The sequence below is a fragment of the Stenotrophomonas sp. 115C5 genome, from assembly GCF_056861055.1.
On the sequence record NZ_JBSPUQ010000004.1, the window covers coordinates 33,004 to 56,385 of the forward strand.

The 23,382-nt window shown below is 66.4% G+C and carries 21 protein-coding genes; all 21 read right to left on the minus strand.

The window, feature by feature from the left end; genetic code table 11:
* Window positions 1-127 precede the first annotated feature (127 nt).
* The 21 genes from AC13FN_RS06985 to flgJ all read right to left on the minus strand — a co-directional run bounded on the left by AC13FN_RS06985 (window position 128) and on the right by flgJ (window position 23,381).
* The gene (locus AC13FN_RS06985; RefSeq protein ID WP_482984517.1) at window positions 128-1,273 is read right to left on the minus strand and encodes a flagellar hook-length control protein FliK; all 1,146 of its coding nucleotides are present in this window, start codon (window positions 1,271-1,273) and stop codon (window positions 128-130) included.
* Window positions 1,273-1,740: a flagellar export protein FliJ gene (gene fliJ / locus AC13FN_RS06990; RefSeq protein WP_049434692.1), complete on the minus strand. Its 468-nt coding sequence runs from the start codon at window positions 1,738-1,740 to the stop codon at window positions 1,273-1,275. The genes AC13FN_RS06985 and fliJ overlap by 1 nt, the downstream gene beginning before the upstream one ends.
* Window positions 1,741-1,743: 3 nt before the next feature.
* On the minus strand, window positions 1,744-3,129 hold the full coding sequence (locus AC13FN_RS06995) for a FliI/YscN family ATPase (protein ID WP_005413257.1): 1,386 nt from the start codon (window positions 3,127-3,129) through the stop codon (window positions 1,744-1,746).
* A complete protein-coding gene (locus AC13FN_RS07000; RefSeq protein ID WP_482984516.1) occupies window positions 3,126-3,767 on the minus strand; it encodes a FliH/SctL family protein in 642 nt (213 codons plus the stop codon). Before AC13FN_RS07000 ends, AC13FN_RS06995 begins: the two co-directional genes overlap by 4 nt.
* Window positions 3,764-4,750, minus strand: a complete 987-nt coding sequence (fliG, locus tag AC13FN_RS07005) for a flagellar motor switch protein FliG (protein WP_024958226.1) — start codon at window positions 4,748-4,750, stop codon at window positions 3,764-3,766. Before fliG ends, AC13FN_RS07000 begins: the two co-directional genes overlap by 4 nt.
* 7 nt (window positions 4,751-4,757) lie before the next feature.
* On the minus strand, window positions 4,758-6,404 hold the full coding sequence (gene fliF / locus AC13FN_RS07010; protein WP_401743428.1) for a flagellar basal-body MS-ring/collar protein FliF: 1,647 nt from the start codon (window positions 6,402-6,404) through the stop codon (window positions 4,758-4,760).
* A 13-nt stretch (window positions 6,405-6,417) separates the two neighbouring features.
* Complete coding sequence (fliE, locus tag AC13FN_RS07015) at window positions 6,418-6,783, minus strand: flagellar hook-basal body complex protein FliE (RefSeq protein ID WP_005409552.1); 366 nt, start codon at window positions 6,781-6,783, stop codon at window positions 6,418-6,420.
* A 558-nt stretch (window positions 6,784-7,341) separates the two neighbouring features.
* Window positions 7,342-8,847, minus strand: a complete 1,506-nt coding sequence (locus tag AC13FN_RS07020; protein ID WP_401744556.1) for a sigma-54 dependent transcriptional regulator — start codon at window positions 8,845-8,847, stop codon at window positions 7,342-7,344.
* Window positions 8,844-9,221, minus strand: a complete 378-nt coding sequence (locus tag AC13FN_RS07025; RefSeq protein ID WP_010485922.1) for a response regulator — start codon at window positions 9,219-9,221, stop codon at window positions 8,844-8,846. The genes AC13FN_RS07020 and AC13FN_RS07025 overlap by 4 nt, the downstream gene beginning before the upstream one ends.
* A 14-nt stretch (window positions 9,222-9,235) precedes the next feature.
* Window positions 9,236-10,645: an RNA polymerase factor sigma-54 gene (rpoN, locus tag AC13FN_RS07030; protein WP_312384680.1), complete on the minus strand. Its 1,410-nt coding sequence runs from the start codon at window positions 10,643-10,645 to the stop codon at window positions 9,236-9,238.
* Between the two features lie 323 nt (window positions 10,646-10,968).
* Window positions 10,969-11,601: a response regulator gene (locus AC13FN_RS07035; protein WP_005413261.1), complete on the minus strand. Its 633-nt coding sequence runs from the start codon at window positions 11,599-11,601 to the stop codon at window positions 10,969-10,971.
* 92 nt (window positions 11,602-11,693) lie between these two features.
* Window positions 11,694-12,272: a PilZ domain-containing protein gene (locus tag AC13FN_RS07040; RefSeq protein WP_054171703.1), complete on the minus strand. Its 579-nt coding sequence runs from the start codon at window positions 12,270-12,272 to the stop codon at window positions 11,694-11,696.
* A complete protein-coding gene (locus AC13FN_RS07045; RefSeq protein ID WP_049436360.1) occupies window positions 12,269-12,562 on the minus strand; it encodes a hypothetical protein in 294 nt (97 codons plus the stop codon). The genes AC13FN_RS07040 and AC13FN_RS07045 overlap by 4 nt, the downstream gene beginning before the upstream one ends.
* Window positions 12,559-12,975 carry a flagellar export chaperone FliS gene (fliS, locus tag AC13FN_RS07050; protein WP_005409561.1) on the minus strand — a complete coding sequence of 139 codons (417 nt, stop codon included), beginning with the start codon at window positions 12,973-12,975 and terminating at the stop codon, window positions 12,559-12,561. The genes AC13FN_RS07045 and fliS overlap by 4 nt, the downstream gene beginning before the upstream one ends.
* Window positions 12,976-13,103: 128 nt before the next feature.
* The gene (fliD, locus tag AC13FN_RS07055; RefSeq protein ID WP_010485908.1) at window positions 13,104-14,522 is read right to left on the minus strand and encodes a flagellar filament capping protein FliD; all 1,419 of its coding nucleotides are present in this window, start codon (window positions 14,520-14,522) and stop codon (window positions 13,104-13,106) included.
* Between the two features lie 439 nt (window positions 14,523-14,961).
* Window positions 14,962-16,143 carry a flagellin gene (locus tag AC13FN_RS07060; RefSeq protein ID WP_049480297.1) on the minus strand — a complete coding sequence of 394 codons (1,182 nt, stop codon included), beginning with the start codon at window positions 16,141-16,143 and terminating at the stop codon, window positions 14,962-14,964.
* 85 nt (window positions 16,144-16,228) lie between these two features.
* Window positions 16,229-17,449 (minus strand): flagellin, encoded by a 1,221-nt coding sequence (locus AC13FN_RS07065; RefSeq protein ID WP_346485964.1) that lies wholly within the window; start codon window positions 17,447-17,449, stop codon window positions 16,229-16,231.
* A gap of 72 nt (window positions 17,450-17,521) precedes the next feature.
* On the minus strand, window positions 17,522-18,697 hold the full coding sequence (locus AC13FN_RS07070) for a flagellin (protein WP_010485906.1): 1,176 nt from the start codon (window positions 18,695-18,697) through the stop codon (window positions 17,522-17,524).
* Window positions 18,698-19,093: 396 nt separating this feature from the next.
* The gene (gene flgL, locus AC13FN_RS07075) at window positions 19,094-20,296 is read right to left on the minus strand and encodes a flagellar hook-associated protein FlgL (RefSeq protein WP_312544949.1); all 1,203 of its coding nucleotides are present in this window, start codon (window positions 20,294-20,296) and stop codon (window positions 19,094-19,096) included.
* A complete protein-coding gene (flgK, locus tag AC13FN_RS07080) occupies window positions 20,293-22,173 on the minus strand; it encodes a flagellar hook-associated protein FlgK (protein WP_460132430.1) in 1,881 nt (626 codons plus the stop codon). The genes flgL and flgK overlap by 4 nt, the downstream gene beginning before the upstream one ends.
* A gap of 8 nt (window positions 22,174-22,181) precedes the next feature.
* Window positions 22,182-23,381: a flagellar assembly peptidoglycan hydrolase FlgJ gene (gene flgJ / locus AC13FN_RS07085; RefSeq protein WP_482984515.1), complete on the minus strand. Its 1,200-nt coding sequence runs from the start codon at window positions 23,379-23,381 to the stop codon at window positions 22,182-22,184.
* Between the last annotated feature and the right edge of the window lies 1 nt (window position 23,382).

The window sequence follows — 23,382 nt, forward strand, 5'->3', positions numbered from 1 at the left end:
TGCCGGTGGGGCCGTGCGGAGCAAGCTCCGCCCCCACCAGTGCGATACTGGCAGGTGCCAACCACATCGCTCTGGTAGGTGCCAACCGCTCCGCCCTGGTGGGTGCCAACCTTGGTTGGCGCGCCTGTCAGGCGTATGCGTCCAGCAATCCGCGCTGGCGGATCAACTGCGCGGACGACACGCTGGCGTCGCCCGGCGACGGTTCTCCGTCACCTGCCATGCCGCCGCCAGCGGCCTGGCCCGACGCATTGCCGTCACCACCGGGCGTCTGGTGGCCGACATCGGCATGAGCCAGCTGGAAGCCCTGCTCGCCGAGAAGTTCGCGCAGGCGCGGCAGGCTGCTTTCCAGTGCCTGGCGTACATCCACGTGCGGGCTGCTGAAGCTGGCATGCACCTTGTCGCCGTTCAGCTGCAGGCGCACGTCGACCGGGCCCATGTCGTCCGGACTCAGGCGTATGTGGGCATGGCCGATCTTCTGGTCGGCCAGCCAGCCCAGGCGCGCACCAATTGCCTGGTCGAAACCATCGTCGCCGAGCACCGGCTTCGGTGTCGGTTCGCCATTGAAGATGGCATTGCCCGTGGCCAGCGCGGCCTTCAGATCCTGCACAGCCGCGTTGCCCGGTGCATGCAGCAGCGGCGCCGTGGCGCGGTCGCCGATGAGGGTTGCGTCGCTGCCTTCACCGCGCTCGCCGCGCTTGCCGGGCAGCACCAGCTCAGGCAACGGCAGAGTGGTCGCCTGGTCGGCCCCATTGGGGGCGTCGCCTTCGGCGGTGGCCGTTGCGGTCGCCGCTGCTGTGGAGGGCAGGGCTGCTGCGACCGGCAGTGCAGCGGGCGAGGGCAGCGCGTTGTGGTCTGCATCGGTGGCCGTCGCCACCTCTGGCAGAGCGGCGGCAGGATCAGCAGGTGTCGGTACCGCCAGTACCAGTCCTGCCAGGCCGAGCGGCGGCCATGGGGCTTCCTCGGTCGTCGCCGGGGCGTCCTTTTCGGCAGCGGGCCTGGCTTGCGCTGTGGGCACCGTCGCTGCGGTCTCTTCGGGTACGGCAGCGCTGTCCGGCCTGCGCTCGGCGCTGGACTGGCCATTGCTGTCGGATGCCGGCCCCTGTGCAGGCGACGTGGGCATGTTCGAGGGCCTGGAGGATCCATCGGCGCCCGGCGCACCACCCTGCAGCAGCTGGCTGAAATGCTTGCTGCCGTCACTGCGTGATGCGCGCGCTGGGCCGCTGCCGGCGTTCTGCGACTGTGCGTTGGCGCTGCTGGCGAGCGGGGCGGGCATCACGAGCGGCCTCCCTGCTCGGCGCCGTCCTGGTCTTCGGTCTGTACCAGGCGGGCGCGGCGGGCACCGATGTCGTCCATCTCGCGCTGGTCGCGGCGGTCCGTCACCACCTTCTCCTGTGCGCGGTAGCTGGCGGCCAGTTGTTCCAGCACGGCCTTGTCACGGCTGGCGAGGATCAGGCGGGCGCGCTCGGCTTCCACCTTCTCGCGGTTGCCATTGACCGTGGCCTGCTGCTGTTCGACCGCACTGTCGAGGCGGTCGAGAAACGCACGCCGGTTCAGCAGCTGTGCCGGGCTGGTCGCCGCCATCTGCGCATTCGCATACTCCTCGGCGTAGCGGCGCAGTTCGTCCAGTCGCGACAGATGGGTATCGAGCACGCGCTGGCGTTCGGCCAGATCGCGGGCCACCGCGTCCTCGTGTTCCTGGGCCCGCTTCAGCAGGGGATCGATGCGCTTGGACTGGTTCATGGCTTAACTCTCTTGTTCCACCAGGCGCTGCAGCGCCGCCTGGCTGTGCGGGAGATCTGCGGCCTTGGCAACGTCCTGGCCGAGGAACTCCATGATTTCCGGCCAGCGTTCCAGGGCTTCGTCGGTGGCCGCGTCGTTGCCGCGCTGGTAGGCACCGATGGCGATCAGGTCACGGTTGGCCGAGTAGGCCGAGACCAGTCGTTTCAACTTGCGGATGCGCAGGCGCCACGGCTCGTCGGCGATTTCCGTGACCACGCGGCTGACCGACGATTCAACGTCGATGGCCGGATACAGGCCACTGTCGGCTACGCGCCGCGAGAGCAGGATGTGGCCGTCGAGGATCGCGCGCGCTGCATCGGCGATCGGATCCTGCGGATCATCGCCTTCGGTCAGCACCGTGTAGAACGCGGTGATCGAACCACGCCCCTTGGCGCCGTTGCCAGCGCGTTCGACCAGTGCCGGCAGCTTGGCGAACACCGACGGTGGGTAACCGCGGGTGGTGGGCGGCTCGCCGACCGACAGGCCGATCTCGCGCTGCGCCTGGGCGAAGCGCGTCAGCGAGTCCATCAGCAGCAGCACGTTCAGGCCCTGGTCGCGGAACCATTCGGCGATGGCGGTAGCGCGGTAGGCACCGTGCAGGCGTGCCAGCGGCGGCCGGTCGGCGGGACTGGCCACCACCACGGCGCGGCGCAGGCCTTCCTCGCCCAGCGTGGTCTCGACGAAATCGCGTACTTCGCGGCCACGTTCACCGATCAGGCCGACCACGATCACGTCGGCGGCGGTGTAGCGGGTCATCATGCCCAGCAGCGTCGACTTGCCGACGCCGGAACCGGCGAACAGGCCGACACGTTGGCCGCGGCCGATCGGCAGCAGTGCGTTGATCGCGCGCACGCCCACGTCCAGCGGCTGGGTGATCGGCTCACGCGCCAGCGGATTGATCGACACGCCGGCCATGCCGACATGCCCCTCGGCGCGGATAGGGCCCTTGCCGTCCAGCGGCACGCCGTCGCTGTCGATGACGCGGCCGAGCAGGCCTTCGCCCACTTCAACGCCGCCACGGCGCGCGGACGGCACCACCCGTGCGTTGGGCAGCAGGCCGTGCAGTTCGGCGCTGGGCATCAGGTAGGTGCGCTCGCCGGCGAAGCCGACCACTTCGGCATCGACCCAGCCACCATCGACCACCTCCACCTTGCAGCTCGCGCCCAGCGGTGCCTCGCAGCCGACGGCTTCCAGGGTCAGTCCGACCGCGCGGCGCAGCACGCCTTCGCGGATCAGGCCACGGCCATGGGCGGTATCCACGCGCAGGCCATCGAGCCGACGGGCCAGGCGCAGGTTGCGGGCCATGGCCCAGTCGGCCGGTGGCGGCGTCGGCTGCGGATCGGGGTTCATGCATTGGCTCCGGTCTGGCGGATCACCGCGTCCAGCGCGCCTCGCAGGCGGGCGTCCAGGGTGCCGTCGATGCGCACGGCTTCGGCGTGCACGCGAAGATCGCCGCGGCTGAGGCTGGTGTCTGGCACCAGGCGCTGTTGTGGTGGCAGGCTCAACAGCGGGGCGAGGGCAGCGATGTCGTCCGGGTGCAGTCGCACTTCGACCTCGCGGGTGCTGCCACCCACCGCGTCGATCGCCTCACCGACCAGCTGTGCCAGCAGTGCCGGGTCAGCTTCGTAGGCGCGGCCGACCAGCGCGCCAGCGATGCGTACCGCCAGCTCGCCCAGTGCGCCGACCACTTCGTTCTCCAGCCGCACCAGCGGTCGGCTGAAGTTGTCGAGGATGCCTTCGATCTGCGCGGCGAGGCGACGCACCTCCGCCTGTCCCTGGCCGTAACCTTCGCTGTGGCCGTGCTGGAAGCCTTCCTTCTCGGCGCTGTCCTGGATGGCCTGGATTTCCTCCAGGGTGGGTAGCTGCAGCGGCGGCTCGGGTTCGTGTTCCGGGTCCGGCTCGGTGAGTTCGAACGCATCCTCCTGATCCAGCACCGGTTCGGGCTGGGCCAGCAGGTCCGGGGCAAGCCAGCGCACGACGTTGCTCACAGCATGGCCTCCGCGCTGCCACCGATGGTGACGGTGCCTTCATCGGCCATGCGCTTGACGATGGCCAGGATCTCGCGCTGCGCGCCTTCCACGTCGGACAGGCGCACCGGGCCACGGGCTTCCATGTCTTCCAGCAGGATCTCGGCCGCGCGCTGCGACATGTTGCGGGTGATCTTGTCGCGCACCTTGATGTCGGCACCGCGCAGGGCCAGGCCCAGGCGCTCGCCGCTCACTTCGCGCAGTACCAGCTGCATTTCGCGGTCGTCCAGGTCGACCAGGTCGTCGAACACGAACATCAGGTCCTGGATGCGGTTGCTCAACGGCGCATCGATGCGGGCGATCTCGCCCAGGATCGCCTGGTCCTGGCCGCTGTCCATGAAGTTCAGGATGTTGGCCGCGCACTGCACGCCGCCGATGTTGGACGACTTCAGGTTCTGGTTGCCGGCGAACTGGCGCTCCATGATCTCGTTGAGTTCGTTGAGCGCGTTCGGCGGAATGCCGTCGAGGGTGGCGATGCGCAGCAGCACGTCCACGCGGGTGCGGTCGGGCAGCAGCTTCAGCGCGTCGGCGGCCTGGTCGGTTTCCAGGTGCGCCATCACGATGGCGATGATCTGCGGGTGCTCGTTGCGCACCAGGTCGGCCACCGCGCGCGGGTCCATCCACTTCAGCGCGTCCAGCCCGGTGGTGTTGCGGCCGAGCAGGATGCGGTCGATCAGGTTGCCGGCCTTCTCGCTGCCCAGCGCCTGCACCAGCATGTTGCGGATGTAGTCGTCCGAGCCCACGCCCAGCGAGGTCTTCGAGCCGAGCTCCTGGCCGAACTGGTCCATCACCCGTTCCACCTGTTCGCGGGTGATGTCGGTCATGGTGGCCATGGCGATGCCGATCTTCTGTACTTCCTTGGGTTCCATGTGGCGCAGCACTTCGGCTGCATCCAGCTCACCCAGGGACAGCAGCAGCACCGCCGCGCGCTGTACGCCGGTCAGTTGTGCCTCAGTCATTGGCCACCCAGCCCTTGACCACCTGGGCCACGCGCTTGGAGTCGGTCTTCACGGCTTCACGGGCCATCCGCAGTCGTTCCTCATATGAATCCACCGGCAGGGCCAATGCATCCGGCCCGCCCAGGCTGGCCCGGTCGGCGCTCAGCGCCGGCAGCGGCATGCCATCGTCATCGACCAGCTGCACGTCCGCGGTGTGCGGTTCCAGTGCCTGCTCGTCGTTCTTCCTGTTCTGGCCGGTGATCGCACGCAATGCCGGGCGCAGCACGCCGAACAGCAATGCCAGGACCACCACGGCGCCCAGCAGCATGCGGCCGGCGTCGTGCACCCACGGCAGCTCCCACCAGGCGGGGCCTTCGACCGGCGTGGTATCACGTACGAACGGGGCGTTCATCACCGACACGGTGTCGCCACGTTCGGCGTTGAAGCCGACGGCCTGCTTGACCAGTGCCTCGACGCGGGTCAGTTCGGCCGCCGACAGCGGCTGCGGGCTGACCTTGCCGTTGGCACCGGCGCGCGGCACGTTGTCCACCAGTACCGCCACCGAGACGCGCTTGATGCGGCCCGCCGGCTGGCGGGTGTGCTGCAGGGTGCGGTCCAGCTCGTAGTTGCGGGTCGCGTTCTTGCTGCTTTCGGTCGGGGTCTGCGCGGTGGGCGGGGCGGCCTGCTGGCCCGGCGGGCTGTTGCTGGTCGCACCCGGCACGCCCTGCGGGCCCGGGGTGCTGGTGGTGTTCTCGCTCATCTGCTCGCTGCGCAGCTTCTGCGGTTCACCGTTGTAGAGCTCACGGGCTTCCTCGGTTACCGAGAAATCCATGTCCACGCTCACTTCCGGATTGACGCGGCCAGGACCGGTCATCGGCTCCAGCAGCTCGCGGATGCGCTGGTTGAACGAGGTTTCCTGGCGGCGCACCTGCTCGAACTGGGCAGCGTTGACCGCCGCCTCACTGTTCGGGTCACTGACGCTGAGCATGCGCCCGCTCTGGTCGACCACGGTCACCCGTTCCGGGGCGAGATCCGGGATGCTGGCCGCGACCATGTGCACGATGGCGTCCACCTGGCTGCGTTCCAGCTGCTGGCCGCCACGCAGTTCCAGGGTCACCGAGGCGCTGGCCACGTCACGCTGGCGGGTGAAGGCGCTGGGCTTGGGAATGGCCAGGTGCACGCGCGAATCGCGCACCGGGCGCAGCGTGTTGATGGTGCGCGACAGCTCGGTTTCCAGCGCATGCTGGTAGCGCGCGCTTTCGACGAACTGGCTGACGCCGAAGCCGGGGTCGCGCTCCATCAGCTCGAAGCCGAGCTTGCCGCTGTCGGTCAGGCCGGAGCCGGCCAGCTTCAGGCGCGCGTCGTGCAGGTTCTTTTCCGGCACGGTGATGCCACCGGTGGCCGGGTCGAGCGCGAACGGAATCTGCGCGGCGCGCAGCAGGTCGGTCGCTTCAGCGGTCGCCTTCTGGTCCAGGCCGGTGTACAGCGGGACCATGCCCGGCTTCTGCGACCAGAAGAACACGGACAGGCCTGCCGCCACCGCCACCGCGATCATCGCCATCAGGCCCAGCCGACGGGTGATCTGCAGACTCTGCAGGCGGTCGAACCATTGCCCGGCCTTTTCGGCGTTCAGGCTGTCCTTGGAGAGCGTCAGTGCCATGCGTCTCTATTCCTTACAGCGGCATGTTCATCACGTCCTGGTAAGCCTGGACGAGACGGTTGCGGACTTCCACGGTGGCGCGGAAGGCGATCTGGGACTGCTGCGAGGCGACCATCACCTTGGCCAGGTCGGCGCTGGGGTCGCCCATTTCGAAGGCCTTGGCCAGCGCGCCGGATTTCTGTTGCGCATCGTTGACGCCGGCAATCGCACCACGCAGGGTTTCGGTGAAGCTGGCCGGCTGGGCCTGCGGTGCGTCCAGCACCGTGCCCGGCAGGGCGTTGCTGCGCGGCGTTTCGCCCAGCGGGTTGAGCGCCGGCTGTCCCATCTGGGTCTGATAGGAGCGGATCTGCGAAAGGATCGAAGTGACGGAGTGGGACATCTGCAACGGTTCCAGAAACAGGGATGGGGTTGTCTGCTGGAGCCAGTGCAAGTGCCGTGCCGAAACCGGTTTTCGATTCAGTGAAGTGAGGGTTGGGGGGGCTGGCAGGGCTGCGCCCTGCACCCGCCGAAGCAACGGCAAAGGCCGGAGCAACGGCAGAAGCTGGATTCCTGAGGTTGGCGGGGTGGGTCCGGTGGCGGGGGACGCCGTAAACCCGTCCTTGGGGGCTTGGCCGCGGCATCCATGCCGCGGACACCCCCGCAACCGGACCCACCCCGCCTTCGACAGTTTCCCGCTGCTGTCGGAGCGGCATGAGCTGCTCTTGGTGGGTGTCGACCTTGGTCGACACGCTTGATCCACGGCATGGATAGATAGATGGCGCGTTTCTGGGCTGTGACGCGCCATTTAACCGGCGTCGGTTTTCTGGCCTACGGCTGCGGTGTCCAGCGGGCGGCGTTCTGGCGCTGTAGATGCGCAGGGATCCGACTCCGGGTTCTGGAAGCACGAACGCCCGGGCAAGCCCAGGCGTTCGTGCCCCCTTCATGCGGGTGACGCGCTTCAGCCGGCCAGTTCGGCCTGCTCGCGTTCGATGCCGTACTTGCGCAGCTTTTCCACCAGGGTGGTGCGGCGCAGGCCAAGCAGCTGGGCGGCGTGGGCGACAACGCCCTGGGTGCGTTCCAGTGCTTCGTTGATCAGGCCCAGTTCGATGTTGGCCATGTGGTTGCGCAGGTCCATGCCCTCGTCGGGCAGTGCGGCCGGTGCAGCCGGGCGATTGACGGCGATGCCGTGCTCCAGCGCTGGCTGGTTGCCGCTGCCCGGGGTGTGGAACGAGAAACTGCGCAGGTCCAGGCGTTCTTCGCTGGCGACCGGCTGCGCCGGTGCCGGCGTGGCAACGGTGGCCAGTGCGGCGTCACCACGGTAGCGCGCCGGCAGGTCCTGCACGCGCACCGAACCGCCTGGATGCAGCACCGCCAGGCGCTCGACCAGGTTGGTCAGTTCGCGCACGTTGCCCGGCCATTCGTAGCTGGCCAAGGCCTGCAGCGCCTCGGTGGTGAAGCGCACTTCGCCACGGCCGGTACGCGCCAGCTGCGCGGCGATGGTTTCCACCAGTGCTGGCAGGTCCTCGCGACGCTCGCGCAGGGCGGGCACGTCGATCGGGAACACGTTGAGGCGATAGAACAGATCCTCGCGGAACTTGCCCTCGGCAATGCGCGTTTCCAGGTCGCGATGGGTCGCCGCGACAACGCGCACGTTGCAGCGGATGGTCTGGTTGCCGCCCACGCGTTCGAAGCTGCGTTCCTGCAGCACGCGTAGCAGCTTGACCTGCATCGGCAGGCTCATGTCGCCGATTTCATCCAGCAGCAGGGTGCCGCCCTCGGCCATTTCGAAACGGCCCTTGCGGGCGGTCAGTGCGCCGGTGAAGGCACCCTTTTCGTGGCCGAACAGTTCGCTTTCCAGCAGGTCAGCCGGAATGGCGCCGCAGTTGATCGCCACGAACGGGCCATCGCGGCGCGGCGAGCGCTGGTGGATCGCGCGCGACACCACTTCCTTGCCGGTACCGGATTCGCCCAGCACCAGCACGGTGGTATCGAACGCGGCGACCTGCTCGATCATGGTGCGCAACGCAGTCACCGCTGGGCCGTTGCCGGTCGGGCCTTGCTCCTGCGCGGCGCCGGCCTGGTGCTCGGCGTCCAGGCGCTTGAGGCTGGCGCGTCGCAGCAGGGCTTCCATCTGCGCATGGCGCAGCGGCGTTTCCAGTGGCCAGATGTTGGCTTCGTGCAGGCCGTGCTGGCGGGCAAACGTTACCCCGTCACCATCGGCCAGCAGCACCGGCGGTGGCAGGCTGCTGCCGCCCAGCCAGTTGTAGAGTGCGGTGCTGGCGGCGTTGTCGTCCAGGCTGCCGACGATCACGGCCATCCAGTCGTTCTGGCGCTGGCGGCCCAGGTCGAAGTCGGCCGCGTCGGACACCCAGCGCGGGTTGAAGTCCATGAATTCCAGCAGGGCAACGGTGCGCTCTGCGCGCACGGCGTCGTTGTCCAGCACCAGGATGCGCGATTCGCTCACGATCGATCCTCCCTGAGGCCTTCCAGGATCGGCATGACTTCCTGGATGTAGGACAGCTTGCTGACGAAATTGTCGGCGCCAGCGCGCAGCGCGTGTTCGCGGTGCTCGGCGTCGTCGAAGTGGCTGGCGATCACGATGTACGGTGCATCGTCCTGCGACTTGATCAGGCGGGTGGCCTGCAGGCCACCCATCTCCGGCATGGCCAGATCCATCAATACGACCTGCGGGCGCAGCGTTTCCGAACGCTCGATCGCTTCCAGGCCGTTGCCGGCACTGCCGACGATCTGCAGCCAGTCGATCTTGCGGAAATGGCGCATCGCCGCATTGATGAAGCCCTCGTGGTCATCGACCAACAGGACCGTGAGCTTGTTCATGTCCAACATCCTTTTCAGCCCACCCGGGCCAGCTGCGGTTGCCTGGCGCCAAGCCGGCGCCGTTCACGGGCCGGGGCGATGTCCAGTTGTTCTCGGTATTTTGCGACGGTTCGGCGGGCAATGTTCACCCCCTGGCGCGACAGCAGGCCGGCGATGGCCTCGTCGGCCAGCGGCCGGCCGGCCGGTTCGGCGTCGATCAGGCGGCGGACCATGGCCTTCACGGCCTGGCCGGAGACGCTGGCGCCTTCCAGGCGCACGGCGAAGAAGTGCTTCAGTTCGAAGGTGCCGCGCGGGGTCTGCAGGAACTTGCCGGTGGTGATGCGCGAGACGGTGGACTCGTGCATGCCGATTTCCTCGGCCACTTCCTTCAGGGTCAGCGGCGCCATGGCTTCCTCGCCTCGCACCAGGAACGCGGCCTGGCGCTCGACGATCACCCGCGCGGTGCGCAGCAGGGTGTCGTAGCGCATCGACAGGCCGCGGCTGAACCAGCGCGCTTCCTGCAGCATTTCGCGCAGTGCCGGTGCGGCCTCGCTGGTCTCGGCCAGGGCCTGTTCGTACTGGCTGTTGATCGAGACCCGGCGGCTGGTGGCCGGGTTGAGGGCGACTTTCCACTGGCCGTCGGCGTGCCAGGCGACCACGTCCGGTACCACCACGGCATTGCGTTCGGGCAGCAGGCTGTCACCCGGGCGCGGCTGCAGCGACAGGATCAGGCGCACGGCTTCGCGCACGTCGTCGATCTCGGCGTCGTGCAGGCGGGCGAGGGCGGGGTAGTCGTGTGCGGCCAGTGCTTCGAGTGCGCCGTGGAGAATGCGGGTGGCCAGATGGCGGGCGGGAACCGCGCCATGCAGGCTGCGAAGCTGCGCCTGCAGGCCTTCGCGCAGGTCCTGCGCAGCCATGCCGGCGGGCTCGCCGTGCAGCAGCTGCTGGCGGATGGCTTCGACGCCGTTGGCGGCGATATCGAACTGGGCGCTGGCCAGCAACTGCAGCTGGTCCAGCGGTGCCTGCAGGTAGCCGGCCTCGTCGCAGTGATCGAGCCAGAACGCGGCCACCGCCAGTTCGCGGTCGTCCATGTCCAGCGACAGGCGCTGAAGCACACGCAGCTGCGGGTCGGTCGATTCGCCGGCGGCGATGCGCGCCATGCGGTCGTCGTCGCCGTCCTGCCAGCTGGCGCCGGCCACGTCCCACATCGAAGACTCCGGCAGCTCGTCGAAGGCGGCGGTGTCGATCGTCGTGGCGCTGGCCTCGGTGGCATCGGCTGCGGGCGCTTCGGCCTCATCGATCTCCAGCAACGGATTGGAGTCCAGCAGGCGCTGGATCTCCTGTTCCAGGTGCAGCCCATCGAGCTGCAGCAGCCGGATCGACTGCAGCAACTGCGGGGTAAGGTGAAGTTGTTGGCCCAGCTGGGTCGAGAGTGCAGCCTTCATCGTGGTTCCCCGGCACCGCTCCCCGGCGCCTTGTGGAACGCATCTTGCTTTTGATCCGGCGGGGGCGGAATCAGGGGGTTCCTGAGGGGCTTCGTGAATGTCCTGACAGGATGTAGGGGTATTCCCTACATCGGCGCGGAATGTTGACGATGATCGCGCCTAAGTTGCTGATTTTCGGTGTGGTTGCCGGGTTGACCGGGCTGCGCCGTGTACGGGTTCCTGTCGGAGCGTGTCAGGGTGACGGGAATTCGTCGCCGGTGCAGTGCCGGGCAGGGGTCAGATCCCTTTCCTGCGGAAAGGGATCTGACCCCATTCGCAGGCAATCACTCCAGCTCGTGCTGGTGGCGCGCGGCCAGCAGCAGCAGATCGTTGGCGCGGCGGCAGCCGAGCGATTCCATCATGCGTGCGCGGTGGGTCTCCACCGTCTTGACGCTGATGCCGAGGTCGGCGGCGATCTCCTTGTTGCTCTCACCCTTGCCGATGCGGCGCAGGATCTCGCGCTGGCGTGGCGACAGCGCGGCGATGCCGGTGGGTTTCTCACGGCCGAGCATCGGTGCCAGCATCTTGGCGGAGATCTGTGGGCTCAGGAACACCTGTCCGGCGTGCGCGGCACGCAGCGCCAGTTCCAGCTCCTGCGGCGCCGCATCCTTGACCACGAACCCGACCGCACCGCGATCGAGCGCATCGCGCACGTGCGCGGCGTCGTCGTGCATGGTCATCATCACCACCCGCGTGCCGGGAGCGCGCAGGCGGATGTCACTGAGGGCTTCCAGGCCGGTGCGGCCGGGCAGCGACAGATCCATCAGCACCACATCCGGTGCGTGCTGCAGGGCCAGCTGCAGTGCCTGTTCGGCGTTGCTGGCCTCGGCGACGAGCTGCACGTCGGCAAACCCCTGCAGCAGCCGCGCCAGGCCGGCGCGGACGAGGGTGTGATCGTCGACGATGAGAACTCGCACAGGCACGCAACAGATCCGTGTAGGGGAGTCCACCTTAACTTAGCTGAACGGGCGCGCCAAGGCTTGCCCATCCGCCGCCATGGTGGCAGGTTTCAGCGGGCGCGGCGTGCTTCGGCCACCTGGCGGCGATGCAGGCGGAACAGATGCCGCTCCATCGCCATTTCCAGGCCATCGCCGAGGCGCTGGAAACGCAGCCACAGGTAGTGGCCACCGCCGCCGTCGGCCGCTTCGGCGATCACTTCCACGGGCAGGTCGATATGGTCGGGCAGCCAGTCGCTGGGCTGTAGGCGTACCATGCCAGCCTGGCCGGCACTGGCACCGCTGCGCGGACCCAGCTGCAGGCGGATGCCGCGGCGTGACCAGCGTACGGGGCGCAGGGTCAGTTCCTGGCCCTGCTGGCGTACCAGCCGGCCCAGCAGCACCATCGCCAGATCCAGCTTGGCTTCCAGCCGCTGCAGCTGCAGGCTGGACTCATTGCGGTCGTCGTGCTCGTCGACACGGCTGTCCTCGACCAGGGCCAGGCTGCGCAGCAGGCCCTCGGCACTGCTGGTACGGCCAGCGGCGCTGCCTGCCTGGAACTCGGCCGGCAGGGCCAGCTCGCAGCTGAGCGTTTCGTCGAACAGCTCGCTTTCAGCCGGATGGTGCAGCGACGTGGTCGGCAATTGGGTCATGCCAGCGATTCTGCCTGCAGGTAGGCATGTGCCGCGCGAAGCGAGCGCTGGCCGTCGTTCATCAGCGCGGCGACGGCATCACGGCGCTGGCGCAGCAGGCCAAGCAGGTTCTGCTGGCGTTCGAACACTGCGGTCAGCGGGGCGTGGTCGGCGGCGGTCAGTGGCTGGCTGAGCAGCGCATGCAGCGTGCTGTCGTGACCGTCGAGCAGGCTGTCGGCCTGGTCGAGAGACTCTTCGCCCAGGGCCTTCTCGAAGGCGTCCAGCTGGGCGTGCAGTTCATGCAGGCTCATGGCGCCACCGCGGCCGGGCGGCGCTGTTCCTGCGGGATCGCATTCCAGGCGCTGTCGATCTCGCCCAGCAGCTGCAGCGACTCGTCCAGCGCGGCGCGGTCGTTGTGCAGATTGGCCTCGGTCAGGCGCTGCAGTACATAGTCATACAATGCCGACAGATTTCCGGCGATCTCGCCGCCGGCTTCATGATCCAGCGAGCCGTTGAGGTGGCCGACGATCGCGCAGACCTCGCCGATCGCCTTGCCCTTGCCGGCCTGATCGCCACGCTCGAGGCTGGCCAGGGCACGCCGCACGCGCTCCAGCGCGCCGGCCAGCAGCATCGCCACCAGCTTGTGCGGATCGGCATCGGCGACCGCACTGGTCACTCCCACCTGGCGGTACTGCTCGGCATATTGACGGCTGGAACCGTACATTCGTGATTCTCCTTGCGCGGGGTGCCGTCGGGCGATCGTGGGGACCGTTGCCGACGGCGCGGCGATGATTGCTGTTGCGTCCGTTATCGGTGCGTTACACGTCAAACTTGAGCGTCGCACGCAGTCCTTTAGCGGTTCAGCTGTGCCAGCTGCTGCTGCAATGCGGTGTTGCTCTGCTGCAGTTTGCCCATCAGGCTGTCCAATGCCAGGAACTGCTTCTTGTAGCGCTCCTCGACGTTCTTCATGCGGACATCCAGGTCCTTGCGTCGCTTGTCGATGTTGTCCAGCGTGGTGTTCAGGCCCTTGGTACGGGCGACGAAGGCGCCTTCCTTGCCCGTGGTCGTACTGACGTAACCGTCGACCATCGTGTAGAGCTTGCCGGCGCCGCCGGTATCACCGGTGATCGCCGAGCGGATCTTCTCCGGCTGGCTGGCAAGCGCCGCTGCGAATTTGGTCGCGTCCAGCACCAGGCTACCGTCGGCATTGGGATAGCCACGGGTCTGCAGGCCGAGCTTCTTCGGATCCAATCCATCCGCGGACAGGTCCTTCAGTACAGCGCCCATCATCGAACGCAGCTGACTGGATGCGCCGCGCATCTGCGCATCGCCCGTCAGCGTCGCCGCTTCCTTGGTCTTGGCGTCGTACTTGGTCTCGGTATTGATGGCGGCGATCGCATCGTTGTAGGCCTTGACGAAGTCCTGCATCACCTTGGTGGCTGCAGTGGTGTCGGTACTGATCACGACCGTGCTCTTGCCCTTGACCTTGAGGTTCAGGGTCAGGCCTGGTACGGCATCGGTCACGGTGTTGCTGTCGCTGATCACCGTGACGCCATCGATGGTCAGCTCGGCATCGGCTGCCGCGGTATTCTCCTGAAGGCTGCCAACCAGTGCGCTCAACTTCGGGTCGCTGCCACCGTATTCGAGCTTGATTGCATTGGCGGCGCCGGTCTTCTCCTGGGCGATCGACAGGTACTGGTTGTCGCCCGAAGCGATCAGGGTCGCCTGCACGCCTTCCTTGCGGCCTGCGGCGTCGATCTTGTTGCGTACGGTGGTCAGCGTATCGCCGGCTTCCACCTCGACCTTCATCGTCTTTGCCTTGTCGCCCACACCAACGGTCAGCGTCAAGGTTCCGGCGCCGAACGTGTCGGTCTTCGGCACCGAGGCGTTGGCAATCAGCTTGTGTGCCGTGGCGAGGGATTTCACCTCCACCTGGTGCGTGCCGTTGGCGGCTGCCGCCTTGGTCAAACCCTGGTCGTACAGTGCCACCGACGCCGACAGCACGTCATCGGCATTGTTGGGACCGGCCTTGCCGGTGGCGGTTACTGTGCGGGTGTCGAAGGCTGTCGTGGCCTTCAGTGCGGTCAAAGCGGTCTTCAGCTTGTCAAAGGCCGAAGTGACGGTGCCGATCGACGACAGCTGCATCTTGGCCTTGGACTGCTGCAGGTTCAGCGCGTTGTCGGCGGGCTTGCGGTCGGCCGCCACCAGCTGGCTGACGATGTCTGAAATGTTCAGGCCCGAGCCGATGCCACCGTATCCAAAGCTTGCCATGTGATTCTCCTGGTATCGGGCCTGGCCGCTAGGCGCTGGCCCGTCGTCAACGAAAATAGCGGCCTGCGCCGCTGGGTCTTGAGGACTTCGTTGATGCATGCGCCGTGCCAATGCTCTGGCGCAGGTTCTGGCACGCAGGTTGCAGGAGGGTTGGGGCAGAGTGCGGGAGGAATCACCGCGGGCTGCCGGGAGTCTGCAAAAAACCCTCCCCCAATGCAGGGGAGGGATCAGGCTACTGACAATCGGGGGGAGACGAAGCCGCCCGGTACGTACAGTCAAAGGTACAGCGCTGAAAGAGAGGTCCGCAGGAGCGGGCGATGCCAAGCCGGTTCGGGAGTGGTCCCGGGCCGGGCATGGCCCGCGCCTTCGTACATCGTGACTTCCGGGTTGCTGCTACCGTCGGTTTGACCCGACGGTAGCAGCACCTTCTTGCCGTGGATCAGCGCAGCAGGCTGAGCACGCCCTGCGGCACCTGGTTGGCCTGGGCCAGCATGGCCGTACCGGCCTGCTGCAGGATCTGGGTGCGGGTCAGCTCGGCGGTTTCCTTGGCGAAATCGGTATCCTTGATGCGGCTACGCGAGGCCGACAGGTTTTCCGTCGAGGTCTGCAGGTTGGCGACGACCGAAGTGAAGCGGTTCTGGATCGCGCCGAGGTCTGCACGGGTGTTGTTGATCGAACCCAACGCCTTGTCGACAATCTCAATCGCCCGTGAGGCATCCTTGAAAGATGTTACGGAGAGATCTTGAGCGACGTTGACGGTCGCGCCGGCGGCAGTAGCGGTGTTCGAGGTCGCAGTGAAGCCCGCAGTGGCTGAAGCTTCTACCGCTAGAGTGGAGTCGGCCTTGATCGAGCTCAGTGTGATCGAGAAGGTGGACGGATCGCCAGCAGCCGCGCCCGCAGTTTCGATTACCTTTGCGACCGCTCCAGTCTCACCGGTCTTGGCATTGATGGCTGCGACCAAAGATGTTGCGACCTCCTTATCGGTCGCTGCATTCGTGAACTTCACTTTGTCGACGGTGACGCCGTTGACCTTGAATCCACCCACCTCAGCGCCAGCGGCGGCACCAGCTACGTCTGCACCAGCGATGTCAGCCGCAAATGCAGCCCGGCCCAAGCTCGAGGTCTTCGCGTCGACGATCTGATCAATGGCAATTGCCTGGCCTGCGTTGGCGCCCACCTGGAAAAGCTGGCTCGAGAATGAACCATCCAGCAGCTTGGTGCCGTTGAAGTCCGACTGCTTGGCAACGCGATCGATCTCGCTGACCAGCTGTGACACTTCGGCCTGAAGCGCTTTACGATCACTGTCAGAGTTCGTAGCGTTCGTTGCCTGCACGGCCAGTTCGCGGACACGCTGCAAGTTATTGCCGATTTCCGAAAGCGAGCCCTCGGCGGTCTGTGCAAGCGAAATGCCATCGTTGGCGTTGCGGATGGCGACGTCGATGCCGCGGATCTGGGTGCCGAAGCGCTCCGAGATCGCCAGGCCGGCGGCGTCGTCCTTGGCGCTGTTGATGCGCGAACCGGAGGACAGGCGCTGGATGGTGGTGGCCAGCGAGCTGCCGCTGGTGCTCAGGTTGCGCTGAGCATTCAACGACATCGTGTTGGTGTTGATGACTTGTGCCATGGTGTTTTCCTTTGGCGAAGGTGAAGCGTGGTTCAGAGGCCGGGCGGCGACTCAATCGCCACCCGGTAGTCTTTCAATGTGCAGATCAGCGCAGCAGGCTGAGCACGCCCTGCGGCACCTGGTTGGCCTGGGCCAGCATGGCCGTACCGGCCTGCTGCAGGATCTGGGTGCGGGTCAGCTCGGCGGTTTCCTTCGCGAAATCGGTATCCTTGATGCGGCTACGCGAGGCCGACAGGTTTTCCGTCGATGTCTGCAGGTTGGCAACGACCGAGGTGAAGCGGTTCTGGATGGCACCCAGGTCGGCGCGGCTGCTATTGATCGATTCCAGCGCCTTGTCGACGACGCTCATCGCGCGCTGGGCGCCTGCAACGGTGCCGATGTCCAACGACGACAGCGTGGAGACGGTGTCCTTGGTAGCGTCCGCTCCAATCTGGACGGCAGTGATGTTGGCCCCGTTGCCGGAGACGACAGTCTTGGCCAGACCCGCTGCATCCAGATCGCTCTTGACTGTGGTCAGGGTGACGGTGCCTGCCACGGGGGCACCAGCGGCGTCGACGGCCTGCGAAGCGAGCACACCGGTCTCACCCAGCTTGGAATTGATCGCTGTGGTGATCGCCTTGACAGCGTTCTGCACGGTTCCAACACGGATTGCGGCTGCGTCGGCACCGGTGCCCTGGTCGAAGGTGATGTCACCCAAGTCGAGACCGCCAATTTTCAGCCCGGAGATCTTGCCGGTGGTCACATCCTGAGCGGCACCGATGGCCAGCGAGCCGTCGGAGCCAAACGTTGCGTTGCCCAGCGAATCCGTCTTTGCGTCGACGATCTTATCGATAGCAATCGCCTGGCCCGAGTTTGCGCCGACCTGGAACAGCTGACTGGAGAAAGAGCCGTCCAGCAGCTTGGTGCCATTGAAGTCGCTCTGCTTGGCGACGCGGTCGATTTCGCTGACCAGCTGGGTCACCTCTGCCTGCAGAGCCTTGCGGTCGCTGCTGGAGTTGGTAGCGTTGGCCGACTGCACCGACAGCTCACGGATACGCTGCAGATTGTTGCCGATTTCTGACAGCGAGCCTTCGGCGGTCTGTGCAAGCGAAATGCCATCGTTGGCGTTGCGGATGGCGACGTCGATGCCGCGGATCTGGGTGCCGAAGCGCTCCGAGATCGCCAAGCCGGCGGCGTCGTCCTTGGCGCTGTTGATGCGCGAACCGGAGGACAGGCGCTGGATGGTGGTGGCCAGCGAGCTGCCGCTGGTGCTCAGGTTGCGCTGAGCATTCAACGACATCGTGTTGGTGTTGATGACTTGTGCCATGAGGAGAGGTCCTTGAGCGGTTGCACGTGAGTTGGGTTAGACGCCCCCGACGTGCCCCGGGGGCGGCTCATGTCAGCGCTGCAACAGGCTGAGCACGTTCTGCGGTACCTGGTTGGCCTGGGCCAGCATGGCCGTACCAGCCTGCTGCAGGATCTGGGTGCGGGTCAGTTCGGCGGTTTCCTTGGCGAAGTCGGTATCGCGGATACGGCTGCGCGAGGCGGACAGGTTCTCCGAGGAGGTCTGCAGGTTGGCCACCACCGAGGTGAAGCGGTTCTGGATTGCACCGAGATCGGCGCGGACGCTGTTGACCGACTCCAGGGCCTTATCGACCATGCCCAAGGCCTTCTGCGCACCGACGTAGTCGGAAACGTCTAGATCCTTGACAAAGCTCGACGTAGCGGTTGCAGCGACAGAGCTGGGAGTGGTCTTGGTGGAGTTGGCGAAGTTCAGCTGGGTAGCCCCATCGATTACCAGATCACGATCAGCCTGGACCGAGGTCAGCTTGAGACGGTAGGTATCGGGAGCCGGTGAGACGCCAGCAGTGGTCACGACCTCTGCATACACGCCAGCCTCGCCGATCTTGCTGTTGATCTGTGCAGCGGCGGATGCAGCGAACTCGGAGGTCGTCTTGCCGCTGATCGTGCCGATGGCCACACCGTTGATGGTGACGCCGCTCAGATCGGTGATGGTCGCAATGTCAGCAGTGCTGGCGACCGGGGCGGCGAACTTGCTGTTACCTAGCGCATCAGCCTTAGCATCCACCACGCTGTTGATCGCAATGGCCTGGCCCGCATTGGCGCCGACCTGGAACAGCTGGCTGGTGAACGAGCCGTCCAGCAGCTTGGTGCCGTTGAAGTCGCTCTGCTTGGCGACGCGATCAATTTCGCTGACCAGCTGGGTCACTTCGGCCTGCAGGGCCTTGCGGTCGCTGCTGGAGTTGGTGGCGTTGGAGGCCTGCACGGCCAATTCGCGGATGCGCTGCAGGTTGTTGCCGACTTCGCTCAGCGAGCCTTCGGCGACCTGGGCCAGCGAGATGCCGTCGTTGGCGTTGCGGATGGCCACGTCCAGGCCGCGGATCTGGGTGCTGAAGCGCTCCGAGATCGCCAGGCCGGCGGCGTCGTCCTTCGCGCTGTTGATGCGCAGGCCGGACGAGAGGCGCTGGATGGTGGTGGCCAGCGAGTTGCCGCTGGTGCTCAGGTTGCGCTGAGCGTTGAGCGACATCGTATTGGTGTTGATTACCTGTGCCATGGGGTCGTCTCCTCTTATATGGAACCCGTTGGTGAATGAAACGAAGCGCCGCCTGTTTTTTTGTGTGGCTGTGTGCTTCGTTGTTGCCAAATGAATAACGGCGCTTTGTCAACAACCTTTAGCCGTGAATTCCGCTGAAGCCGTAATTCGTTGCCGGAGGCTGTTTTTCCGGGGTTTTCCAGCCTTGGAGGGGCGTGAAGGCGACCCCGGAAGGGGCGGCTGGGCAAGCCCGGCCAGCGCTGATGAAGGTATCGGCGGGGGCCAGCCGGGCTTGATGGGCAATCACGGAAAATCCGCGGAAGGTGGGTCGGCGCGCCCGGCGGCAACGGGCCCCAGAAACGAAAAAGGCCGCGATGCAGTGCATCGCGGCCTTTGAGGGCTGAGGTGGGAGAGCTGTCAGCCGATCTTGTTGAACAACGACATCGACTGCATCTGCGAGAAGATCGTCTGTGCCGCCTGCAGTGCAGTGCTCTGCAGCTGGTACTGGCTCAGCGCATCGGCGTAGTCCAGGTCGCGCATCTGCGACAGCGTGGTCTTCAACGTCACGCTGTTGGCTTCACGCATGTCGGCGGCATTGTCCAGGGCTTTCAGCTGCGCACCGCCGGCCGCACGTGAGTCGATCATCCGCTCCGACGCCCGTGCCACGTCGCGCAACGCGCTCTGCAATTCGTTCTGCTGTGCGCTCATCTTCGCGGTGGTGCCGGTGTCGGCGTCAAGCGCGGTGATCAGCTTGTCCATGGTGTCGAAGATGTCACGGCTGCTCGCCGGCTTCACGTTGAAGCTGTCGCCTGCGGCAGGCGCACCGGTGATCTGCAGGCGTACGCCGTTCACTTCCAGATCATCACCGGCCTTGTAGGTGCCGGTGCCGGTCACATTGCCGGCACCATCCAGCACTTCGTACTGGTTGGCGGCGGTGAAGCGGACGCTGAAGCTCTGGCCGTTCCAGCTGTCGCTGCCATCGCGGGTGATGTTGGTCAGCACGCCGTTGCCGGTGTTGCCGGCGGCGGCACCGCCATCGACGAAGCCATCGCCGGTGGGGATGCGCATGAAGATCTCGCTGCCGGGCAGGGCATCGCGGACGTAGGTATCGGGGCCGACCTCGATCTGGCGCTGGGTCTGGTCACCGCGGTAGACCACCTTGCCGTCGATCTTGGCGAACGGAGGATCACCATCGTTGGTGCCGCCGAACACATAGCGACCGGTGCCGTCCTCGGCGTTGGCCAGCGACAGCAGGCCGTCGCGGATCTGGTTCAGCTCGGTGATCAGCGTCTTCTTGTCGGCCGCGCTCAACGCGGGGTTGCTGGCCTGGATGGTCAGGTCGTTGACCCGCCCCATCAGGTCGTTGACCTGTGCCAGGGTGTTTTCCTGCACACCCAGCCGGTTCTGCACGTTGCCGGCGTTGAGCTTCATGCGGTCCAGTGCGGCCAGGCTGCGGTCCAGTCCGACCGCAGCGCCGGCGCCGACCGGATCGTCCTTGGCGGTGACGATCTTGCTGCCGGTGGCGATCTGCTGCTCCAGGTGGCTGAGCTTGGCCTGCTTGGCCATCATCAGCGACACCGACTGGTTGTACATCATGCTGGTGGAGATGCGGCTGCTCATCGGCGGACGGCTCCCAGGATGGTCTGGAACATGCTGTCGGCGGTGGAGATCAGCTGCGAGGCCGCCTGGTAGGCCTGCTGCAGGCGCAGCATGTCAGCGGCTTCCTCGTCCAGGTTGACGCCGGACACTTCATCGCGCGCTTCCTGCGCCTTGTCGTTGATCACCAGCTGGGCGTCCAGCGAGTACTCGGCCGAACGGGCCGCGGCGCCCACCTGGGTGGTGAGGCCGCCCAGCGCGCCGTTCAGCGTCACCGTGCCGGCGTTGAACGCCTTGGCGCTTTCAACCTTTGCCAGCTTGGCGGCATTGCTGTTGTCAGAGGACCCGGCCGGGGTCGGGGTGATGTTGAAGGTGTCGCCGACCTTCGGCGCACCATCCAGCACGAAGCTCCAACCGTTGGCACTGATGGTCTGGCCGGGGGTGTAGGTCTGCGGCGGGCCACCGTCGATGGTATAGGTCGTGGCCGAGGTGAACACAATGGCCGCCGGATTGCGCAGGTTGGCGTTGCTCGCGTCGGTCACGGTCACGCCGCTCAGCTTGCCGGTACCGGTGTTGGCGGTCGCGGCCGCACCCTTGACCGCCGCCGCGGCGGCAATACGCGACGGATCGGTGATGGCCATCTCCATGCTGCCGGCCACGCCTGCGGTGGGCTGCAGCAGGAAGCGGTCATTGGCCGATGGCGTGCCGGCGACCACCAGCTTGACGCCGTTGATCATCAGCGGGTCGGCAGCGGTGCCCGAACCGGTCAGCGGCACGCTGGCGCCGGTGTCGGCCCGGCTGGCCTTCCAGTTGGTGCCATCGAACTGCAGCACCACGTTCTGCGCGTCCAGCTTGCCCAGGTCGCCATAGGTCGCGCTGAGGCTGGCAGTGCCGGTATTGCTGTTGTTGGCGGTGACGCGCGGGTTGCCGATGTTGAAGAAATCGCCGCCCATCTTGCCGTACAGGTCAACACCCTGGTGGTGGGCCTGGTTGAAGGTCTCGGCCAGGCCCACGGCCAGCTTGCCCAGTTCGGCCTGGGCCGGGGTCAGCACGGTGTCGCGGAACTCCATCAGGCCGCCGATCTGGCCGCCGACCGCCTTCGGGTCGAGCCGGATCGTATTACCCTGGGTTTCCAGGGCCAGCTGCAGTCGTTCGGGCTGGTAAGGGTCGGCCACGGTGGTGACCTTGGTTGCCGTGGTGCCTACCACCAGGGCGTTGCCGCCGGCGGTGTAGACATTCATGATGCCGCCGTCCTGGATCACCGCCGTGCCACCGGTGTAGCCGATCAGCTGGGTGATCAGCTGGTCACGGCGGTCGAGCAGGTCGGGTGCAGCCGTGGCGATGTTGGTGCCGATGGCGCCGTTGATCTGCGCGATCTCCTGCGCAAGCCGGTTGATCTCGGTGGCACCGGCCAGCAGACCGTTGTTGACCTCGCTGTTGAGGTTGTTCAGGTGGGTGTTGAGCTGCACGAAGCGGTTGGCCAGGGCCTTGCCGCCGTCGAGCATGTTCTGGCGATCGGCGGTGCCGGAAGCATTGGAGGACAGGCCGCTGACCGAATCGAAGAAGTTCGACCAGACGCCGGAGACGTTGGTGGCAGGATCGGAGACCAGCGCGTTGACGCGGTCGGCCATGCTGGAAAGCTGCTTCAGGCGCGCCAGTTCACCGCTGCTGTCGAGCAGCCGCGAGATCGCCAGCTGGTCGGCGGTGCGGCGGATGTCGGTGATACGGGTGCCGTTGCCGACCGTGCCATAGCCGTAGTTCTGCGGATCGGCGGTGGCGAAGTTGACCTTCTGCCGGCTGTAGCCGGGTGTATTGAGGTTGGCCACGTTGTGGCTGGTGGTCGCCAACGCACGCTGGAAGGCGAGCAGGGCACCGGTACCGGTGGAAAGTACGCTGGACATGGGGTTCCTCAACGACGAGTGATACCCAGCGCCGCGGTTGCGGTGCTGGCGAAGGTCTGGCCAAGGCGCGAGCCGGCATCGGCGACGGCGCTGACGGCGCGCTCGATGGTCGGTCCGCCGGCGATCGCGGCGATCTTGGCCGCATAGCGTGGATCGGTGGCATAGCCGGCGCGCTGCAGGCCGCGGGCGAAGCCCTGCACGTCGGTGCCGGCCTGCAGGGCCTGCTGGTAACGCGGGCTGGTCTTCAGCAGGCGCACGTAGTCGGCGAAGCTCTCGGCCGGCGAACTGTAGGCGCGGAAGCTGGCGGTCTCGTTGCGGCGCACGCCATCGACATATTCGTGGGTGCCGGCCGTGGCGCGCTGGCCGTTCCAGCCATTGGCCTTGATGCCGAACAGATTGTGCGAGGTGCTGCCGTCGGCATGCTTGATGTGGCGCTTGCCCCAGCCGGTTTCCAGCGCCGCCTGGGCGACCAGGGCGCGGGCATCCACGCCCAGCTCCTTGGCTGCGCTCTGTGCGTGCTGCCAGATGCTGGCAACGAAACCTTCCGGGGTGTGTTCGCCCAGCTGGGCGACGGCGGTGCGCGTGGCCATCGCATCGGCTGGGCTGATGGCCGTGCCGCGGTTGCTGGCGGTGGCCGCCCATTGGTCGCTGCTGGCGGCCCAGTCCTCGCCCTGCAGGCTGCCGATGTACGGATCTTCGGTGCCCAGCGAGCGGTGCATGCTGCTGCTTTCGCGCCCGGCGATCAGGTCCAGCGCCTGTTCCATCGGCGCAACCGCGGCGTGTGCGCCCGATTGGGCGCCGGCGGCCATCTGCTGCAGCAGGCGCACCGCTTGGCTGCCATCTTCCAATGGCAGCGACGGTGCCGGCTTGGCCGGTGCATTGAGCTGGTAGGCGCGGCTGGCCTTGGCCGGATCCACGCGGGTATCCAGCGCCGGACCCTCGGCGGCCTGCCCGGACAGCTGGCGGCTGATCATGCCGGACAGGCCCAGGCCCTTGCCGCGGGTCATCGCCTCGGCAATCTTCTGGTCGTACATGTCGCGGAACATCTTGTTTTCGCCGGGGAACAGCGAGTCGCCGAAGCCGGCGTCACGCATGCTCTTGACCAGCATCTGCGCGAACTGGCCTTCCAGCTGGCGCGCGACCTTGTCGATCTTGGCCGGATCGTTCTGTTGCGCCGGGTGCAGATCGAATGCGGGATTGATGCGCATA

What these genes read in the sequence shown, in the direction of transcription:
- AC13FN_RS06985 (WP_482984517.1), bottom strand. Translation starts at nt 1,273, where the DNA reads ATGCCCGCCCCGCTCGCCAGCAGCGCCAACGCACAGTCGCAGAACGCC.
- fliJ (WP_049434692.1), bottom strand. Translation starts at nt 1,740, where the DNA reads ATGAACCAGTCCAAGCGCATCGATCCCCTGCTGAAGCGGGCCCAGGAA.
- AC13FN_RS06995 (WP_005413257.1), bottom strand. Translation starts at nt 3,129, where the DNA reads ATGAACCCCGATCCGCAGCCGACGCCGCCACCGGCCGACTGGGCCATG.
- fliF (WP_401743428.1), bottom strand. Translation starts at nt 6,404, where the DNA reads ATGGCACTGACGCTCTCCAAGGACAGCCTGAACGCCGAAAAGGCCGGG.
- fliE (WP_005409552.1), bottom strand. Translation starts at nt 6,783, where the DNA reads ATGTCCCACTCCGTCACTTCGATCCTTTCGCAGATCCGCTCCTATCAG.
- AC13FN_RS07025 (WP_010485922.1), bottom strand. Translation starts at nt 9,221, where the DNA reads ATGAACAAGCTCACGGTCCTGTTGGTCGATGACCACGAGGGCTTCATC.
- rpoN (WP_312384680.1), bottom strand. Translation starts at nt 10,645, where the DNA reads ATGAAGGCTGCACTCTCGACCCAGCTGGGCCAACAACTTCACCTTACC.
- AC13FN_RS07040 (WP_054171703.1), bottom strand. Translation starts at nt 12,272, where the DNA reads ATGACCCAATTGCCGACCACGTCGCTGCACCATCCGGCTGAAAGCGAG.
- AC13FN_RS07045 (WP_049436360.1), bottom strand. Translation starts at nt 12,562, where the DNA reads ATGAGCCTGCATGAACTGCACGCCCAGCTGGACGCCTTCGAGAAGGCC.
- fliS (WP_005409561.1), bottom strand. Translation starts at nt 12,975, where the DNA reads ATGTACGGTTCCAGCCGTCAATATGCCGAGCAGTACCGCCAGGTGGGA.
- fliD (WP_010485908.1), bottom strand. Translation starts at nt 14,522, where the DNA reads ATGGCAAGCTTTGGATACGGTGGCATCGGCTCGGGCCTGAACATTTCA.
- AC13FN_RS07060 (WP_049480297.1), bottom strand. Translation starts at nt 16,143, where the DNA reads ATGGCACAAGTCATCAACACCAACACGATGTCGTTGAATGCTCAGCGC.
- AC13FN_RS07065 (WP_346485964.1), bottom strand. Translation starts at nt 17,449, where the DNA reads ATGGCACAAGTCATCAACACCAACACGATGTCGTTGAATGCTCAGCGC.
- AC13FN_RS07070 (WP_010485906.1), bottom strand. Translation starts at nt 18,697, where the DNA reads ATGGCACAGGTAATCAACACCAATACGATGTCGCTCAACGCTCAGCGC.
- flgL (WP_312544949.1), bottom strand. Translation starts at nt 20,296, where the DNA reads ATGAGCAGCCGCATCTCCACCAGCATGATGTACAACCAGTCGGTGTCG.
- flgK (WP_460132430.1), bottom strand. Translation starts at nt 22,173, where the DNA reads ATGTCCAGCGTACTTTCCACCGGTACCGGTGCCCTGCTCGCCTTCCAG.
- flgJ (WP_482984515.1), bottom strand. Translation starts at nt 23,381, where the DNA reads ATGCGCATCAATCCCGCATTCGATCTGCACCCGGCGCAACAGAACGAT.